At 43.7% G+C, this 18,837-nt stretch carries 17 protein-coding genes; 11 read left to right on the top strand and 6 right to left on the bottom strand.

What is annotated here, in order from left to right:
• Window positions 1-8: 8 nt before the first annotated feature.
• Window positions 9-1,826: a diguanylate cyclase gene (locus OZ660_RS05695; protein WP_274742844.1), complete on the bottom strand. Its 1,818-nt coding sequence runs from the start codon at window positions 1,824-1,826 to the stop codon at window positions 9-11.
• 367 nt (window positions 1,827-2,193) lie between these two features.
• Between OZ660_RS05695 and prfC the strand changes: the two genes are divergently transcribed.
• From prfC to OZ660_RS05720, 5 genes are all read left to right on the top strand, one after another.
• Window positions 2,194-3,783: a peptide chain release factor 3 gene (gene prfC / locus OZ660_RS05700; protein ID WP_274742845.1), complete on the top strand. Its 1,590-nt coding sequence runs from the start codon at window positions 2,194-2,196 to the stop codon at window positions 3,781-3,783.
• A gap of 64 nt (window positions 3,784-3,847) precedes the next feature.
• The gene (gene argS, locus OZ660_RS05705) at window positions 3,848-5,578 is read left to right on the top strand and encodes an arginine--tRNA ligase (RefSeq protein ID WP_274742846.1); all 1,731 of its coding nucleotides are present in this window, start codon (window positions 3,848-3,850) and stop codon (window positions 5,576-5,578) included.
• Window positions 5,579-5,753: 175 nt separating this feature from the next.
• The gene (locus OZ660_RS05710) at window positions 5,754-6,323 is read left to right on the top strand and encodes an NADPH-dependent FMN reductase (RefSeq protein ID WP_159623334.1); all 570 of its coding nucleotides are present in this window, start codon (window positions 5,754-5,756) and stop codon (window positions 6,321-6,323) included.
• Window positions 6,324-6,395: 72 nt separating this feature from the next.
• Complete coding sequence (locus tag OZ660_RS05715) at window positions 6,396-7,934, top strand: acyl-CoA carboxylase subunit beta (protein WP_274742847.1); 1,539 nt, start codon at window positions 6,396-6,398, stop codon at window positions 7,932-7,934.
• Window positions 7,935-8,099: 165 nt separating this feature from the next.
• Window positions 8,100-9,095 carry a GGDEF domain-containing protein gene (locus OZ660_RS05720; RefSeq protein ID WP_274742848.1) on the top strand — a complete coding sequence of 332 codons (996 nt, stop codon included), beginning with the start codon at window positions 8,100-8,102 and terminating at the stop codon, window positions 9,093-9,095.
• 7 nt (window positions 9,096-9,102) lie between these two features.
• On the opposite strand, the gene OZ660_RS05725 is transcribed toward OZ660_RS05720, so the two are convergent.
• A complete protein-coding gene (locus tag OZ660_RS05725) occupies window positions 9,103-9,957 on the bottom strand; it encodes a LysR family transcriptional regulator (RefSeq protein WP_274742849.1) in 855 nt (284 codons plus the stop codon).
• Window positions 9,958-10,095: 138 nt separating this feature from the next.
• Here OZ660_RS05725 and OZ660_RS05730 point away from each other — a divergent pair, with 138 nt between their 5' ends.
• Entirely contained in the window at window positions 10,096-10,770 is a 675-nt protein-coding gene (locus OZ660_RS05730; protein WP_274742850.1) for an FMN-dependent NADH-azoreductase, read from the top strand.
• A 69-nt stretch (window positions 10,771-10,839) separates the two neighbouring features.
• Here OZ660_RS05730 and OZ660_RS05735 read toward each other — a convergent pair whose 3' ends face one another.
• Window positions 10,840-11,412, bottom strand: a complete 573-nt coding sequence (locus tag OZ660_RS05735; RefSeq protein WP_274742851.1) for a hypothetical protein — start codon at window positions 11,410-11,412, stop codon at window positions 10,840-10,842.
• A gap of 197 nt (window positions 11,413-11,609) precedes the next feature.
• Here OZ660_RS05735 and OZ660_RS05740 point away from each other — a divergent pair, with 197 nt between their 5' ends.
• On the top strand, window positions 11,610-12,557 hold the full coding sequence (locus tag OZ660_RS05740) for a DUF2167 domain-containing protein (protein ID WP_274742852.1): 948 nt from the start codon (window positions 11,610-11,612) through the stop codon (window positions 12,555-12,557).
• A 40-nt stretch (window positions 12,558-12,597) separates the two neighbouring features.
• Here OZ660_RS05740 and OZ660_RS05745 read toward each other — a convergent pair whose 3' ends face one another.
• Window positions 12,598-13,644, bottom strand: a complete 1,047-nt coding sequence (locus OZ660_RS05745; RefSeq protein WP_274742853.1) for a PLP-dependent cysteine synthase family protein — start codon at window positions 13,642-13,644, stop codon at window positions 12,598-12,600.
• Between the two features lie 259 nt (window positions 13,645-13,903).
• On the opposite strand from OZ660_RS05745, the gene OZ660_RS05750 reads away from it, so the two are divergent.
• Complete coding sequence (locus OZ660_RS05750) at window positions 13,904-14,173, top strand: hypothetical protein (RefSeq protein WP_274742854.1); 270 nt, start codon at window positions 13,904-13,906, stop codon at window positions 14,171-14,173.
• A gap of 60 nt (window positions 14,174-14,233) precedes the next feature.
• Window positions 14,234-15,418 (top strand): endonuclease/exonuclease/phosphatase family protein, encoded by a 1,185-nt coding sequence (locus OZ660_RS05755; protein WP_274742855.1) that lies wholly within the window; start codon window positions 14,234-14,236, stop codon window positions 15,416-15,418.
• A gap of 65 nt (window positions 15,419-15,483) precedes the next feature.
• Here OZ660_RS05755 and OZ660_RS05760 read toward each other — a convergent pair whose 3' ends face one another.
• Entirely contained in the window at window positions 15,484-16,335 is an 852-nt protein-coding gene (locus OZ660_RS05760) for a DUF417 family protein (protein WP_202265918.1), read from the bottom strand.
• A 182-nt stretch (window positions 16,336-16,517) separates the two neighbouring features.
• On the opposite strand from OZ660_RS05760, the gene OZ660_RS05765 reads away from it, so the two are divergent.
• A complete protein-coding gene (locus OZ660_RS05765) occupies window positions 16,518-16,928 on the top strand; it encodes a hypothetical protein (protein ID WP_274742856.1) in 411 nt (136 codons plus the stop codon).
• A gap of 45 nt (window positions 16,929-16,973) precedes the next feature.
• Here OZ660_RS05765 and OZ660_RS05770 read toward each other — a convergent pair whose 3' ends face one another.
• Entirely contained in the window at window positions 16,974-17,867 is an 894-nt protein-coding gene (locus OZ660_RS05770; RefSeq protein WP_202264362.1) for a LysR family transcriptional regulator, read from the bottom strand.
• Between the two features lie 99 nt (window positions 17,868-17,966).
• On the opposite strand from OZ660_RS05770, the gene OZ660_RS05775 reads away from it, so the two are divergent.
• Window positions 17,967-18,830: an SDR family oxidoreductase gene (locus OZ660_RS05775; protein ID WP_274742857.1), complete on the top strand. Its 864-nt coding sequence runs from the start codon at window positions 17,967-17,969 to the stop codon at window positions 18,828-18,830.
• The last annotated feature ends 7 nt before the right edge of the window (window positions 18,831-18,837 follow it).

The following is an 18,837-nucleotide window of genomic DNA, read 5'->3' on the forward strand; positions in this document are numbered from 1 at the left end:
ACCACTTTTTAAGCACCAATAATCAGATTGCGTCCTTTGTCTTTTGCACGATAAAGGGCGCTGTCTGCACGCCTAAAGGTATCCACAATATTTTCTGCATTACTGCAGTGTGCCCAGCCAATACTTACGCCTACATGTTTACCTTCAACGTCATTTATCACAAGGGAATTAATTGTTTTGTGGACTTTCTGAAGCTGAGATAAGAAGTGCTCATGCTCTTGGGTAGCACTTTCAGAAGTTTGCGAAACCGGTGCTTTTCCTTGTGATGGGTGTTTAGGCTCAGCCGTAGGCTTATCAATACGCTTATCAATACGTTGCACTATGGCAAATTCTTCGCCGCCATATCGGCCAGCAATTTGATTGTCATTGTTCAAAGGGGCTAATGTTTTAGCAACGGCCTTCAGCACGATGTCGCCAGTCTCGTGACCATAGGTATCGTTAATATTTTTAAAGTGATCTAGGTCGAGTAGGGCAATGAATAACTCCGTGGCGTTTTCGTTGTCTGAAGCAAAGCTTTCATCGACGAAAAAGTCGATACTTCTTCGGTTAGGTAGGCCGGTCAGCGCATCGTAAGAGGCAAGTTTAGCCAATACGTCATTTGTTTTTTCTAACTCGAGTGTTCGCTGTTTGACTAACTGTTCTAGTTTTGCCGCTTGTTGCGCTTTGGTTTGAGCTGCCACTTTTTGCGCGTCTCTTTCTCTTTGTACAACGTTAACCATATAGCGCGTGGTAAGGGCGACAATGAACAAACACGTTAGCACAACCCCAGACATAAAGGTGGCTACAGGGTCTAACTGTATGTCCACATCAAATAAAGCCACAATGATAAGGAAAAAGGTGCTGAGTGTTACCGGAAACATAGCGCATGCCAGCCATTTTGCGCGATCAGAGCCTAGGCGATGCTCGACAACGATAACGACCACAGCGACAACGATAAACAAAAAGAAAAGTAAAACGGGAAGTCTTAGTGCAAAGTCGAGTCCGACGCTTTGCCATACGACAATGCCAATTATGGGTAGCGAAAAGCAGAATCGCTTTACCCACGTTGAACCGAAAACGTGATGTCCTTCTTTCGCTAAGCTGGCAAATACTACCCAAAATGAAGAAAGCAAAACGGCATAAATACTTATCGCGTAACTAATATCATTCAAACCTGGATATTGCGGCCATAACAATTCAAAGGCGTATCCAAATACGCGAAAAAACCAAAACGTCGTTGCAAAAATAAAGGTCGCAAAGCTCAAAAAAACAACATTTCGGCTAGCAACAAACCCTAACAGGCACAGCACGGTAAGTAATGCCATAGCACCAAAAAATGCCATATCCCGCTGAATAGTATTCACATACATATTGGTAAAATATTCAGGCGTGCCTACCACAAAAGAATAGCGTAGGATTTCTCCTGCCATATACCCTTGTATCTTAGCGGTTTCCATCTCGTTGAGTAAGATTGGAAAGTGATAGTTTGAAACGTGAATTTCTCTGGATGTAAAAGGGTAAGCGTCACCTGTCTTCCATACCTTCTCACCACTTTGTACTACCAATGTTTTCATTGCTGGAAAACCAATACTGAACCATACGGGAATGGCGTCTTTTGTGGTGTTTTTGATGTTGACGCGAAAATGCAGGTATTGATGTGCTTGTCTATCAAGCGATGAGGCATCTTTTACCCAATGAAGATCGTCTGAAGAGGGAGAGTCGCTCAGTGCAAACTCCATATGGTCATCTATTGGAAGGGAAGTATTAACTGGATTGAAATTGACTGCGGCTGCCGCGCTTTTGCAAAAGAGCAATAGCGTAATAAGCAAAAACCAACTTCTTGTCATGCAACGTCCTTGTTTGAACCTTTAGTCACTACAGTGATTTTTAACCACAACATCATTGGCTCACTATATCACAACACAAGTGCCAAGCTAGAGGCGCTTGTCAACTGAAAACGTGAAAGCGTATTTGTTGAAATGGTTGAGTGGATTAAATAACGTATTTTGCTCAATAAAGATGACAAAGTTTCTTGCCAATTCGCTCTACTGTTACGCGTTGTAAAATGCTAAAATCCGCGCCAATAAATTCCATGCCGTATCAAGCGTTTTATCGCAACTGTAGATTTGCGCGGAAAAGCCATGCTTATCCGTTACAAAACGCGCCTGCAAATACGTTGTTTGCAGAGATAATAGATAACGAAGATAAGTATTGATGTCAGATAAAAAGCTGTTAGAAGAGATTAAAAAGCGACGTACGTTCGCGATTATATCGCACCCCGATGCGGGTAAAACCACCATTACTGAAAAGGTATTGTTGTTCGGACGCGCGTTACAAACTGCCGGCACCGTGAAGGGTAAAAAGTCTGGTCAACATGCCAAGTCAGACTGGATGGAAATGGAGAAAGAACGTGGTATCTCTGTAACTACCTCTGTCATGCAGTTTCCATACAGCGATCACCTCGTCAATCTACTGGATACTCCGGGGCACGAAGACTTCTCTGAAGATACCTATCGTACACTTACTGCAGTTGACTCTTGCCTAATGGTTATCGATGCCGCAAAAGGGGTTGAGGATAGAACGCGCAAGTTGATGGAAGTAACGCGTCTTCGTGATACGCCGATCGTTACCTTTATGAACAAGCTCGACCGAGATATCCGCGACCCTATGGAGCTACTTGACGAAGTAGAAACCGAGCTGGATATTTTGTGTGCGCCAATTACCTGGCCTATTGGCTGTGGAAAAAGCTTTAAAGGCGTTTACCACTTACATCGTGACGAAACTATTTTGTACCAAAGCGGCCAAGGTCACACTATTCAAGATGTACGTATCATTAAAGGGTTGGATAACCCAGAGCTTGATACGGCAGTAGGCAGCGATCTGGCTGAAACGCTTCGTGATGAACTTGAACTTGTGCGCGGTGCGTCAAATGAATTTGAGCAAGAATTGTTCTTGGAAGGTCAGTTAACACCAGTATTCTTTGGAACGGCATTGGGTAACTTTGGTGTAGACCATATGCTAGACGGTTTAGTGGAGTGGGCTCCTGCACCATTAGGCCGCGACACTGAAGAAGGCACGATTGAAAGTACTGACGGCAAGTTCAGTGGTTTTGTATTTAAAATTCAAGCCAACATGGACCCTAAACACCGTGACCGTATTGCATTCTGTCGAATTGTATCGGGTAAGTACGAAAAAGGCATGAAAATGCGCAATAGTCGTTTAGGTAAAGACGTGCGTATTTCTGACGCTTTAACCTTTTTGGCAGGTGATCGCGCCTTGTTGGAAGAAGCGTATGCCGGCGATATTATCGGTTTGCACAATCACGGTACTATTCGTATAGGTGACACCTTTACTTCGGGCGATAACTATCGCTTTACGGGGATTCCTAACTTTGCACCTGAGCTGTTTAAACGTATCCGCCTAAAAGATCCGCTTAAGCAAAAGCAATTATTAAAAGGCCTTATCCAGTTGTCTGAAGAAGGTGCGGTACAGGTTTTCCGTCCGCTGGCGAATAACGATTTGATTGTTGGTGCGGTTGGTGTGCTGCAGTTTGATGTCGTTGTTGCTCGCCTTAAGGCAGAATACAACGTTGATGCACTTTACGAACATGTAAACGTCGCTACTGCGCGTTGGGTATACAGTGGCGATGAGAAAAAGCTGGATGAATTTAGACGCAAGGGTGAGCAAAACCTTGCCCTAGATGGTGGTGACAACCTGACGTACATTGCGCCCACTATGGTGAATTTGCAGCTAGCGCAAGAGCGTTATCCAGATATCCAGTTTACAAGCACGCGCGAAAATTAAACTTATAGAAGTCAAAGCTTGCTAAGAGTAAAGCGAGCAAAGAGCAAAAAAGACAAAATATATTATGAACATACATGCACTATTAGTTAACCGTTTCACTGATGCACTACAAGAAATGGGCGTAGACAATGCACCCGTGCCAGTGTCGCGCAGCGCTCGACCAGAGTTTGGTGAATACCAATTCAACGGTGCCATGGCGCTGGCTAAGCAGCTAAAACAGAAGCCTCGTGATATCGCCGAAAAGATCGTTGAAACAGTAAAGCTTGACGACATTGCCAGCAAACTTGAAGTCGCCGGCCCAGGTTTTATCAACGTACACCTCAGCGATGCTTGGCTTGCAAACCAGTGTGAATTGTCGTTAAACGATTCGCGTCTTGGCATTGCAAAGTCACAAGAACAAAACATCGTAGTAGATTACTCATCGCCTAACTTGGCCAAAGAGATGCACGTGGGTCACTTACGTACCACGATCATTGGCGATGCAGTGGTAAAAGTTCTTGAATTTTTAGGGCATAACGTAATTCGTCAGAACCACATGGGCGACTGGGGTACGCAGTTTGGTATGCTACTCGCGCACCTTTCTGACAAACTTCAAGACGAGGTGGCTGAGACAGCCCTGTCTGACCTTGAAGACTTTTATCGTGAAGCCAAAGTGCGCTTTGACGAAGAAGAAGGTTTTGCCGATCGTGCGCGTGAATACGTGGTTAAGCTGCAAGGTGGCGACGCCCAGTGCTTAGCGCTATGGGAAAAATTCATCGATGTATCAATTGCACACTCAGAAGAGGTGTACGATAAGCTAAATGTCAGCCTAACGCGCAAAGACATTATGGGTGAATCGGCTTACAACGACGATCTCGCCAATGTTATTAGCGACCTAAAAGCACAAGGTATTGCGGTAGAAGACCAAGGTGCGCAGGTGGTGTTTATCCCAGAACTTGCCGACAAAGAAGGCAACCCTGCGGTGTACATTGTACAAAAATCAGGTGGCGGCTATTTGTACGCAACCACTGACCTTGCAGCAATGCGCTATCGTAGCGGCAAACTTAATGCTGATCGTACCCTTATTCTTACTGATGCTCGTCAGGCACTGCACTTCAAGCAAACAGAAATTGTGGGTCGTAAAGCGGGCTTTATGAAAGAAGAACAGACTTACGAGCATTGCCCATTCGGTATGATGTTAGGCAGTGACGGTAAACCATTTAAAACCCGTACTGGCGGTACGGTTAAGTTGGTAGAATTGCTGGATGAAGCCGTTGAACGAGCGGGTAAATTAATTGCCGAGCGCGATAATGACCTAACGGAAGCGGAGCTTAAAGAAGTGGCGCGTAAAGTGGGTATTGGCGCGGTTAAATACGCAGACCTATCTAAAAACCGCACCACAGACTACATGTTCAACTGGGACTCGATGCTAAGCTTCGAAGGTAATACCGCACCTTACCTTCAATATGCGTATACTCGTGTGAAGAGTTTGTTCAGAAAAGCGGGTGTGGATATGGCAAGCATGCCAGTGGACATCACTGTTGCTGAAAAGCAAGAGCATGCCCTTGCAGTATTATTACTTCAATTTGAAGAAGTGATTGGTATGGTCTCTCGTGAAGCAACACCGCATGTGTTGTGTACATACCTTTATGATGTGGCTTCTGCGTTTATGACCTTCTATGAAGCATGCCCTATGTTAAAAGACGGGATTGAGCCTCAGGTTCGTGATAGCCGTCTGGCCCTGTCAGCGTTGGTTGCCAAAACACTCGAGCAAGGATTAACGCTACTTGGTATAGAAACACTAGAAAAAATGTAGTGTTCGCGGTACAACACGTGCAGTGATATCGAAAAAGGCTGACAATTATTGTCAGCCTTTTTTTATGCTTAGCTATTAATAGTGTCTGTGGCGTAAATATATGCTATCTCACAGAACCATTAGTACTATTGTTACCTATAAAGAAAAACATTTAAAATAACGACAGGAATCCCACATGACCAAGATCCTTGCATTTGCAGGCAGTACCCGAAAAGGTTCATTTAACCAAGCTATCATGAAAGTCGCTGCAGAAGGTGCGCGCGAAGCTGGCGCTGAAGTCACTGTCATCGATTTAGCCGATTACCAAATGCCACTATTCAACGAAGATGAAGAAGCTGAATTTGGCACCCCTGAAAAAGCGCAGGCCTTCAAAGAGCTGCTAATGAGCCATGATGGCTTTCTTATCGCTTCTCCTGAATACAATTCAAGCTATCCCGCTCTTCTTAAAAATGCTATCGACTGGGCATCGCGTATGAGTGAAGGTGAAAAGCCGCTACAAGCTTATCGCGGCAAAGTAGCTGGTATTATGGCTGCATCTGCTGGTGGATTAGGCGGCATGCGCGTTCTAGTCGTGCTAAGAATGCTGTTGGAAAACTTAGGCACCATGGTTATTCCTAATCAAAAAGCTATCGCCAAAGTGAATACGTTAATGAATGATGATGGCGAAATATCTGACGAAAAAACCATTAAACAACTGAAAAATTTAGGTAAAGAAACCGCTGAAATGGCGGCTAAACTTAGCTAACACTGGTAATTACGCAAAAAACGCGTAGGGTAGAAATCTACCTTGCGCGTTATATGCGGAGTTACCAAAGCCATGGAAGAAAACAATAACGTAAAGCAAAACATGCTTTTAGCGCTTAACGCGCGTATCCACCAAACCTTTGACGACGGCCGTCAACATCATATCGAAAAGCGAAAACGTAAAGGTTTTAACAGCGCTAGAGAAAACCTAGCTTTGCTTTGTGACACGCAAACATTTCAAGAGTACGGGCAATTCGCCGTTGCTGCACAAAGGCAACGCAAAGACTATGAAAAGCTAAAGTCTGATACCGCCGCCGACGGCGTTATTACGGGCATCGGTCATGTAAATGCAGGGGCTTTTCCCACCGGACAAACCGCAACGGCATTGGTGATAAACGATTACAGCGTGCTTGCGGGTACGCAGGGGTATTTTCACCACTTAAAATTAGACAGAATGATAGACGTTGCCAAACAACGAAACCTACCTGTTATCATGTTTACCGAAGGTGGGGGAGGAAGGCCTGGCGATACTGATATTACTACCGTTAATTCGGGACTTCAGTGCCAGTCGTTCTCAAATTGGGCATCGCTATCGGGTGTTGTGCCTAGAATAGCGGTAAATAACGGTTATTGCTTTGCAGGCAACGCAGCGCTTTTTGGCTCTGCAGATATCACTATTGCCACTTCATCGTCGAGTATTGGTATGGCTGGTCCCGCCATGATTGAAGGCGGTGGACTCGGTGTGTTTTCAGCAGAACAAATTGGCCCTATTGAAACCCAAGCCAAAAACGGTGTTGTCGATATTGTCGCTAATGACGAAAACCATGCCATTGATATTGCCAAGTTTTGTTTATCCTTCTTTCAGGGTGATATTGAGCAATGGCAAGCTTCATCGCAAGAGAACATTTTTTCGTTGTTACCGGATGATCGCCGTTTTGCATATGACGTTCGACAGATCATTAACACATTGGTGGACACCAACAGTTTTATTGAACTAAAAGCACAATACGGTGGCGCAATTATTACTGGTTTTTGTCGCTTTGAAGGTAAAGCGGTGGGCATGATTGCGAGTAATTGCAAAGTGTTAGGCGGGGCAATAGATGTAGATGCTGCCGAGAAGTGCGCTGACTTTCTTACGCTTTGCCAGCATTTTTCGCTGCCCGTTGTCAGTTTGTGTGACACGCCTGGATTTATGGTAGGGCCTGAGCACGAAAAGCTGGGGGCAGTGCGACGCCTGAATCGTATGTTCTCAGTTGGGGCTAGTCTGAATGTGCCTTTTATCGCCGTTGTTTTAAGGAAGTGCTACGGGCTTGGAGCGCAAGCCATGTTAGGAGGCAGTACATCAAAGCCTGATTATACGGTGTCTTGGCCAAGCGGTGAATTCGGAGCAATGGGTCTTGAAGGCGCAGTAAAGCTTGGGTTTAAGACTGAACTAGAACAAATATCTGACGATGAAGAACGACATGCACGTTTTGACACCTTATTGAAACAGGCTTATGCAAAAGGGCAGGCGAGTGAGGTTGCGTCAGTATTAGAAATAGATGCCGTTATCGACCCAGTCAAAACACGAGACATTATTGCTGACTTTTTCGCATCGCAAACTGTTAAGTAAAATGATTCCAAAATAGGTTCTCCACTTTTTTGCTATCGATCGCATTCAGCCAAACAAAATACATGCTTTTTAATTGGCTGAAATACTGTTATGTGACTAATCTAAAATAAAAAACTTTAGACTTTAAACTTTCGTAGTACCTGATTCGATAGAACGGAGGCTTTGATGTTCGACAGACTATTTGACGGTAGTCTAATGCCACATGGTCATTGTTTACTTTGGCGGTGGGATTTGTTGTTTCTGCATCTCGGTGGCGATTTGATGACAGTTGTCGCATATTCAGTAATCCCCCTTGGTATTTTCTATTTCCTGTATAAACGAAAAGACATCAAATTTGATGGTTTGGCAGCCTTATTCGCTTGCTTTATCGCATTTTGTGGCTTGTCGCATTTAGCTGGTATCGTCAATATCTGGAATGGCTACTATTTTATAGAAGGAGCAATTAAGTTCGCTACGGGTTTGATATCAATAGTAACGGCCTACTATTTGTGGAAACTGATGCCTGTTTTTATCAACATACCAAGCATTACTATGTTGGAAGAACGTAATAAAGCGTTAGAAGAGCTTAGAGCACAGCTAGAAGAAGCTAACCACTCTCTTGAAAAAAAGGTAAAAGAGAGAACATTAGAATTGGAACAGCAAGCTAACACTGACGCAGTGACCGGTGTAGCAAGTCGCTTTTGTATTATGGAAACGCTTAATCACAACTGTGGGCTTTTCGAACGGTACGGCCGTCCTTTTTCAATTCTGATGATAGACGTAGACCACTTTAAGGATGTAAACGATACCCATGGCCACCAAGCAGGTGATGAGGTGCTATCGCTAATGGCAGAATGTATTTCAAATAATATCCGCTCAGTTGACGCTATTGGCCGTTATGGCGGTGAAGAGTTTCTCGTTATATTGCCAGAAACGCCACAGAGCATCGCTATCGATCTTGCTGAGCGCATACGAATAGGTGTTGAAAAACTGTCTTTGCCCTTTGAAATAGAAGTCACCTGTAGTGTTGGCGTGTCGACTATGACACAAGGTTTGTCAGATGATGGTTTAGTAAGCCAAGCAGACCATGCTTTATACACAGCTAAACGTTCAGGCCGAAATCAGGTTGTTGTATTCAAGGAAGGTATGTCTGAAGGCCTACAAAACAGCAGTGCAACGTAAATGTGAATTAGCGCACTTCAAGCAAGCTCTCTAACCATTCAATAAACTTTACATTGTGCCTTGAAGTGAGCGCTTCTTTGTTTGCGATATAGTAGCAAAGCGACGAGTTTACAGCAGTGGTGTGCGCCTCGCGAAGTACGCCTGATGCGAGATAGTTCTGGGCGAGCGTTTGTGAACAAAAAACGTAGGCATTTTCTAGTAGTGCTTGTTGAATCCCGAAAAGTTCTTGGTCGAAGTACTTGATGCTTAATTGTTGATGGTCAAGGTTATTGGCGAGGATCCACTCTTGTAAAGGGACTTTAGGCAGCGCGCTGTTTTTCCATTCTGTTGTATAGATAGGTAAATAGCGTCTGTGGCTGAAGTCTAGCTCTGCGTTAGGGCCGCAAAACAGATTAAATCGTTCACGCTTAAGCATGTCCGAAGGTATCTGTTTATCAATATCACCTAGCCTTATTGGCAACGTAAATTTACTGGCTTCAATATTTTCGCCACTGGTTATGTTTACCTTGATTTCAGGGTGTTCAGTGTAGAACTGCTGTAGTGCAGGAATAAGAACGAGTGCCGCAAATGAAGAGGTAGTAGCAACATTAATGTCTTTTTCGCTGGCAACAACCGTTTCAAGTGCAATAGCAATAGTAGCAAACCCTTGAGTAGCCGCTGATGACAGCACTTTGCCGTTGTCGGTTAATGTTATCTGTCTAGCACGCCTAACAAATAACGTTGTGCCTAATCGTTGTTCAAGATTAGTTATGTGGTGAGATACTGCCGTAGGGGTTAGCGATAACTCTTCAGCAGCACGCTTAAAACTGCCGAGCCTAGCAGCGGCTTCGAAGGCTTTAAGGGCAGGTAAGGACACTTGCATAGGTTTTCTCTACTCGTGCTACATGAATGCTAAAAGATAGGTGATTTTTATTCATCTGTAAATGCGTATTAGTCGTTTGTCAGCTAGTGGCGTAAGCGCAAAAATAAAACACATATTTAATAGCTGAGGACTTCTAAAATGAGTGTTTTATTACATGTTGATTCAAGCGTCAGAAATATCTCTAACGCCAATACCGATCATAATTCTATTTCCAAAAATCTAGCTAAGCAGTTAGTTTCAGCACTTCAAGAACATAATGCTATAGATGAGTATATTTATCGTGATGTTGGTGTGAACCCTCCGGGTTTTATTACCCAAGAATGGATTGGTGCCGTATTTACACCAGAGCTACAGCAAACGCCACAGCAGCGCGAATTGTTGCTTCAATCGAATACCTTAATAGACGAAGTGGAAAGGGCCGATATCATCGTCATCTCTTCACCCATGTACAATTACGGTATGCCTGCTCAGCTAAAGGCATGGTTTGATCAAATTATTCGTATCAATAAAACGTTTGATTTCGATCTATCTCGTGGCGATAAGCCTTTGGCTCCTCTCTTTTCTGGTAAAACCCTCGTGATAGTAACGTCAAGCGGAGAGTTCGGGTTTGAGAAAGGAGGAGTTAACGAAGAGGCCAGTCACTTGGTTCCTCATCTTCGCACACTAAGCCGTTATTTGGGCGTAGAAAATATTTATGAAGTTGCCTCGGAATATCAAGAGTTTGGTGATGCACGACATCAAGCGTCTTTGAATAATGCCAGAATTAAAGTGGGCGACATCGCGTTGCGGTTAGCTAAACAGGTTGGTTTGTAACTGAAATAATCGTCGCCATGGAAAAGGTCGTAAAATGGGGTGAGAAGTGAAACTACTCGTTATGTGAATTTACTTCTCGCTCGGTTCGTTTTCTGACGCAAAAGAACTTAATTCGCCGTAGGTTGCGACATGCGCTTCTTCGTACTTCCGTTTGGCGGCGTTTAAGTTAACCAAAGCCTCCTTGAATACACTGTTTTTTTGCGCAAGTTCATAGACTAACGTTGCTTTTAACTTTTCAAGTTCTCCAATTTCAGCAGTTCCCATTTCCGCTGAAGCTTGAGCAAGTGATGCTCTTTCCATAAACGAGTTTGAGCGATTAGACACCATTTTTTGCTTGAAAAGCGTATTTCTAATTCTAATTTCAAAGGCATCTTGGCAGACAGTATACGTTAAACGTGAATTCGGACGCTTCTTTTTCTCACAGACATAATGTAAATCAGAGTCGCCAACTAACGTGTTAAACGTGTCAAATACAGCAAATGTTGCGGCTTCGTATTGTTCACGCAGAAGTGTAAGTGGTTTTGACGTTGTTACTTCTATCACTTCAACCTGAGTGTCAGGCCTAGTAGGTAGGTTATTTGCTAGTGCCGAAAATGAACCTAATACACTGATGAGTATTGTGCCCGTTGTCTTGATCATCATCCTGATACCTTATTTCCATTGACCTCATCAGTGTAGCAATCAGCTCAACCGTTTTCCAAGCCATACTCTTAAAAGACGCTAAACAAAAAATTGACAAGGTGGGTTATCTAATAGACATTAGCGAGTAGAGGCAATAGCGATTTTTGTGTTGCTGTGCCTGAATTGTCTAATACTTATAAGAAAAACAGGGATGTCCTATGAAAAAGTCCTTAATTGCATCTGGGCTTGGCTCAATGCTCTTTTTATCAACCGCACTATATGGGCAAGCATTAGAACCTGAAACGCCGAATGACGTTGTAGAGCCTGTCGCCGCACTATCCGAAGATGAAATTAAACAGCAAGAATACCTGAAGTGGGCAGAAGAGTTTGAAGCGTCGCTCACTTATCAAACTGGGAAAATTACACTGCCAGGCGGTAAGGCAACACTTAACGTACCCGAAGATTACTATTATCTGTCACCACAAGATACAAAGCGTGTACTAGAAGAAGCATGGGGTAATCCTGAAGGGGAGCCTATGCTTGGAATGTTATTTCCGCAGGAATACCGTGTACTCGATAATGCATCATGGGGCGTCACCATAGAATATGCAGAAGATGGTTATGTTTCTGACGAAGATGCAGAAGATATAGATTATGATGATCTTCTAAAAGAAATGAAAAGTGATACTGCTGAAGAGTCTGAATGGCGCTTAGAGCAGGGCTACCCTAGCATTGAGTTAGTTGGGTGGGCTGAGCAGCCTTACTACGATGCAAATACACATAAGTTGTATTGGGCTAAAGAGCTTATTTTTGGCGGTAATGAAGCGCATACCTTGAATTACAATGTTCGAGCTCTGGGTAGACAAGGTTATTTGGTAATGAATTTTATTGCCAATATGGGTCAACTCGAAGAAGTTAACGCTGCCCGAGACGAAGTGCTCGCAATGGTCAGCTTTAACGATGGCCATAAATACAGTGAGTTCGATCCTGACATCGACAAGGTTGCTGCTTATGGCATAGGTGGACTTATAGCGGGTAAAGTACTTGCCAAAACTGGCTTTTTAGCACTGGCTCTGGTGTTTCTGAAAAAGTTCTGGTTTGTGATATTGCTGCCGTTGTATTGGTTGAGAAATAAGATATTTGGTAAAAAAGAAGCGGCCGAGTAAGTCGGGTGTTGCTTTCAAATATTGTGGAATAAAGGTGGCGCTACGCCACCTTTATTTTTTGTAAGTGCTCATCATACTCTTCGGTTGGACCTATTTCGCTACTAACCCAATCGGCATTGTAATAGGTATTTGAATAGCGCTCTCCACTGTCACACATGAGCGTAACGATAGATCCAGACTCCCCTTTTTCTATCATCGAGGCGGCAACCTGTAATGCGCCCCACAAATTAGTTCCCGTCGAAGGGCCAGCTTTAATCCCCATCGTGTTGTTGAGCCAGTGCATCGTAGCGATACTGGCTGCATCCGGCACTCGCATCATAGAATCAATAACGTCATGCTGGAATGAAGCCTCTACCTTTGGGCGTCCTATGCCTTCAATTCGGCTGCCTCTACTGGCGGTAAGCGTTGAATCTCTTTGCCGATAGCTATCAAAAAAGACACTGTGTTCTGGGTCAACAACCATAAGCTTAGAGGGTAAGCCCTTATAACGAATATAACGACCTATAGTCGCAGACGTACCACCAGTACCTGCACTCATCACGACTGTGTGAGGAATAGGGTGAGGTTCTGCTTTCATTTGTTCAAATATTGACTCTGCAATATTGTTATTTCCTCGCCAATCTGTCGCGCGCTCTGCGTACAAAAATTGGTCCATGAAGTACCCGTTTAGCTGCTGTGCAATACGCTGAGCTTCACAGTGCATTTGCGTTGGACACTCGACAAAGTGGCATGTACCACCATACTTTTCAATAAGCGCAATTTTACTTTGCGCCGTCGAACGGGGCATAACGGCGACAAACGGAACACCAATCATTTTGGCAAAGTACGCTTCTGATACGGCGGTACTGCCCGATGACGCCTCTATTACCGTGGTATTTTGATTAATTTTTCCGTTACACAAGGCATACAGAAAAAGCGAGCGAGCTAAACGATGCTTTAAGCTGCCGGTAGGGTGGGTGCTTTCATCTTTCAAATAGATGTCTATACCCTTTAGCGTAAGTTGTTCTAGCTTGATTAAATGCGTGTCCGCAGAGCGTTGGTAATCTGCATTTATGGTTTTTATGGCTTTCGTTACCCAGTCTGACATTGTTTCTCCCCTGCGTTTTTGTCTAAGGCCTGTTGGTCTTTACTGTGCAACAAACATCAACAGGTCCTAGTTACAATATCAATGTTGGATGAGTAAAAACGCCTAAAAAATTATGGTTTGAAGGTTTTTTTGAGGTAAAAATTTCTTCGTATGGTTAAAAGTGTAGTAATTTTTTTTGGTGTGTGTTTTTTGTTCATTGTCTTTTCTGAAAATAAACCCATTACATATATCACACAAAGCTGCAGGTGCTGGGAGCAACATGAGTTTAGAAACGTATGCAATTTTGGTGAGTTTATTGGTATGTCTGGGCACACTTCTTAGTCTTGGCTTTTTTGCACTGATGTACAAATGGGCAAAAAAGCAAAAAGGAGCGGCAATGGCCTTTGGCATGTTAGTTCAAATGTTTTTACCCGATCCTAAAGTAGAGCAAACCATAGAGATGGTGGTTGAGTCGAAAAAAGAAGTGAGTGGTGAGCGAGAAGCTGATAACACCTCAAATGAAGGGGACACAGAGGAGTGGAAATCTTAAACTAGAACAGATTTGACGACCCTGATATCTTAAATGTTCCTTCACTGCACGGGTCATCTTATGAAAATAAAAGCATTTTTTGCGCTCTTCTTAATAATGCCGTTTATGCTTTTTGCGCAAACGCTCAAGGTAGCTACCTTCAACGTAAGTATGGAGTCGACTAATTACAAGTCATTGGGCATGGCGCCAAGCGATAAAGTACTGGCGCACATACTAAGCAATGGCGAACACCCCCAAGTTAGAAATATTGCTGAAATTATTCAACGCGTTCGGCCTGACATTATTTTACTCAATGAATTTGATTACATTAAGGACAAGAATAAGGGCATTAATGCGTTTGTGAAGAACTACTTGAATGTGTCTCAGGCGCAGCAGCAACCCATTGACTATCCGTATACGTACATAGCGCCTGTCAACACGGGCGCACCGACACCCTTTGACCTCGACAATAATGGTAAAGTCGAGCGGTTTGGCGGCGATGCCTTTGGCTACGGCTTGTACGAAGGGCAATATGGAATGGCACTGCTGTCGAAATACCCAATAGATGAAACTCACGTGCGCACCTTTCAATTTTTCAAATGGCACCATATGCCGCACCCGCAAAAGCCATTTTTACCTAGCGCAAGCGGCGAGACGGAAGAGAGCGAGTCGTGGTATGACGATGAAGAATGGGCAGCTTTTCGACTTAGTTCAAAGTCTCATTGGGATGTGCCCATTAACGTAGGCGATCAGGTTGTACATATATTGGCGATGCACCCAACCCCACCTACCTTCGATGGTGAAGAAGATAGAAACGGCAAGCGCAATGCCGATGAAATAAGGTTGATGGCCGATTATCTAACGCCCGATAAAGGAATGTATATTTACGATGACAATAGCAACAAAGTCACTCTAGAAGCGGACTCGCGTTTTGTTCTTGTTGGCGATTTTAATGCTGCAGATATTGGCGATAAATACCGTGAAGGTGTGATTGAGCAGTTAACTAATAGCCCATACGTCAACAATAGCGTGATCCCGAAAAGTGCCGGCGGTGCTGAATCATCTGCAGAAACCTACAGTGAACGTTACACTGCCTATTGGGGGGCTAGAGCGGATTATGTGCTACCTTCTTCATACGGTTTTGAAGTTGTTGACGCCGGTGTGTTTTGGCCCGCGAAAACAAGTGATCTACATAGGCTAGTTAAAGATAGGCAAGCAAGTTCAGATCACCGATTAGTTTGGACAACACTTTCGCTGTCACAATAGACTGTTACAACACACGAAAGGGCGAGCGGCGGTTTAGCGCCTTTCGCCCGCAGAAAGCGTGGTTGTTAGTTGCGACTTTTAGTCGCGCTGGTCCAAAGCGTGTAATACCCCACTACAACTAAATTTGCTATAAACCAAAGATCTTTAATCACAAATTGTCCTAGGCGATTAAAAATCGTCTCGCTGCTAAGCGTATCTGGAACCGTAAATATAAAGGTTTGCGTCATTAAGAAAACTGACAGGGCAGCAAGTCCACTTACTTTGATGATAGTTTTCTGATTGAGCAATAAACCAATACCTAATGCGAGGGCAAAAAAGACATCGAATACACCAATAACATTTGACGCACCTTGAACACTAAATAGTGTATACAACCATGACATGAAGGGTGATGTTTCGATAAGTCCCACTATGCCGTTTGCTTCAAATTCATAAAATTTCATGCCACCAATCCACAAAAGCACCATAGCCACGGGGACATAATTTGCCCACGCGAGTTGCTTATCGGTAAACTTATGTCGATAAAAAAGAAAGAAAAATAACGGGAAAACAGCAACGTATTTGATAATGCCTTGACCGCTGCCAATAATAGGGAACCCTCCAAGGTCTGCCATCCATCTACTCGGTGAAAGTAAGGTTAATAGTGGTATGCTTACGATGATAAATGTAAATAAGGTAGCGAGTTTTATTGAGACGAGCTTGAGCCTAGCGGCTACCGCTAAAAGAGCGATCATCAAAAACGCTACACCTGCAATAACACCCATTGTGGCGTCTGAAAACGCACTTGATAGTCCGTAAAAATGGAGTGTCGCTTTTATTGAGCCAGGGCTGGCGCCAAGCAAAAATGTCAGCCCTAATAAGCCTAGGCTAAACACCAGTAAGAAAGTGACGAGATTTTCTGTCTGTTTAAGTGTCATCATTATTCCGCGTAGTACATCAGGCAAATATAGACCTTGCTCAATGCATTCATATTTCAATTATTTGCTCAAAAGCATCGTAAAAAGCCATTTGCTTTGCGTTATTATTCATGTGATACAAGAACTTGTTCAGATTATGTGGTCATACTCTCATACCCCCTAAATCACTAAAGGATATTGTTGTGCGACAATTATATTTATTGGGCCTGCTTTTATTAGGAGGATGTGGGGCACAAGCACCTGTCGATATACCCAGCCCTCTAGAAATCGAAAAGCTTGAGTTTGAAGTGGACACATCGCTGCCGCTAGTTCAACAAGCTTACTCAATAGAAAGTGAGGAAGTCTGTGAAAAGCATGATGGACGATGGCAAAGAGTAGGCAGGCAACAGCAGTATGCGTGCATTCTCGACACACGTGATGGCGGCAAAGCCTGTTCAAGTAATAAAGAGTGTGAGGTTGGCTGTGTTGTGGCTAATAGTGAGGCCGTTGCCGGTGAGCACACAACAGGGATATGCCTTGAAAATACAGACCTATTTGGTTGTCGCGCGTATGTATCTAACGGCGTGGTAGAACCTACTCTGTGCGTCGATTGACGATATTAGATGAAGCCGTTGCGATAAAATACCGCAAGATTTAATCTAAAAGCGGCATCTTTCAATAAGGTAGTCGACGAGAGCTCGCGTTCTACTCGGTACGTGTTTACGTGAAGGATAAACTAGCGTGAATAGTAAATTATCACTACTTATGCGTGGGCATATTCGAACCAAGTCACCACGTGCTACTTCTTGCTTCACAGTGGAAGGCAGTAATGTTGATATCCCAAGTCCAGTTTTTACCATTTCTTGTACCAAGTATGGTGAATTACAAAGTTCGTATTGCTGAGGGACAATTTCTATCGGGGAGTCGTCTAGCATCAAATATTGCATAGTGCGATTGTTTAGTTGGGAGAGTAAAATCCAACGGTGTTGCTGCAAAGACGCGATGTCATCTGGGGTACCATATCTTAAGAGGTAATCAGGGCTTGCATATAATGCAAATCGCTCTTGGTATAATACTCGTCCAACCAAAGAGTCGTCTTTGGGTAGCCCGATGCGTAAACCGATATCAATATTTTCTGCAATCAAATCTAGCTTTTCATCACTGCTAATAATATGAAGTTCAATGTCTGGGTATCGCTGCTTGAATTCTGGAAGTAGCGGGAGCAAGAATTTGTGTGCAATATCGTTTGTAACGGTTATCGATACTCGACCTTTCGGTAACGATTGATTCAGGCTTTCATCAACATCATGCAGAATTTCATGGCACTTTTTTGCATGCTCATATATTGCCTTTCCCTCTTCGGTAAGGGCGAGTTGTCGCGTAGTGCGTTGTAGTAGGCGCACATTGAGTACCGCTTCAAGGTTAGCAACCTGCTCACTCACCCTTGAACGACTTGTATTAAGTCGTCTCGCGGCTTCTGCAAAGCTATTGCTGTCGACAACGGTCGCGAATATCGCAAGTCCCTTGAGTTGTGAAAATTCAATTGTACTCATTTTTATTACAATCCATTCTGAATTGGTCTACTTATCATAACAGTTTAAGGCGCACATAATGAAGTTGTGTTTGAAACAATGATTTGTAATGAAGAGGATATGAATATGATTGCTGTAACAGGAGCAAACGGCCAGTTAGGTCAAATGGTTATCGATGCGCTTTTAGTATCGCAAGCCCCACACAATATCGTTGCATTGGTGCGAAACCCAGACAACGCAAGCTCGCTTAAAGAAAAGGGGGTTGTAGTAAGAAAGGCAAATTACAACTTACCAGAAACGCTGACGGATGCATTGGACGGCGTGAGTAAACTACTATTGATATCAGGTACTGAATTTGGCAAGCGCGTCGAGCAACACAAAGCTGTTATTGATGCCGCTATTCGCCAAAATGTTTCACTTATTGCCTATACCAGTTTGATAAAAGCGAGCACGTCTCCACTATTGTTAGCACAAGAACACAAAGATACGGAAGCTTATTTGAAGGACGTAAACGCGCCTTTTGTCATATTGCGTAATGGTTGGTATACCGAAAACTATACTGAAAATGTGGCAAGTGTTTTGGCAATGGGGGCGGTTGCTGGTGCGGCTAAACAAGGCGTGATTTCTACAGCAAGTCGTCAAGATTACGCTGAAGCGGCAGCCGCTGTGTTGGTGACAAAGCAAGATTATATAGGTAAAACTCTAGAGCTTGCGGGTGATAGCGGCTTTACACTAAGTGAATACGCACAGGCAATATCAGAGGCGACTGGCAAGCACATCGATTTTATTGACATGGACGAGCAAGCATATCGGCAAGCACTTATTGACGCCGGTTTGCCTGAAGCGATGGCCGTTGCGATAGCTGATTCTGAGCATTACGCCGCAACAGGATGGCTTCACGATGACAGTCACACCTTGTCTGCTTTGATAGGAAGGCCGACTACGTCATTGCAGTCCTCCTTAGACAGTGCCCTAAACAAATAACTGACCC

Origin of the sequence: Alteromonas sp. 009811495 (assembly GCF_028865455.1) — a bacterium.
GTDB lineage: Bacteria > Pseudomonadota > Gammaproteobacteria > Enterobacterales > Alteromonadaceae > Alteromonas.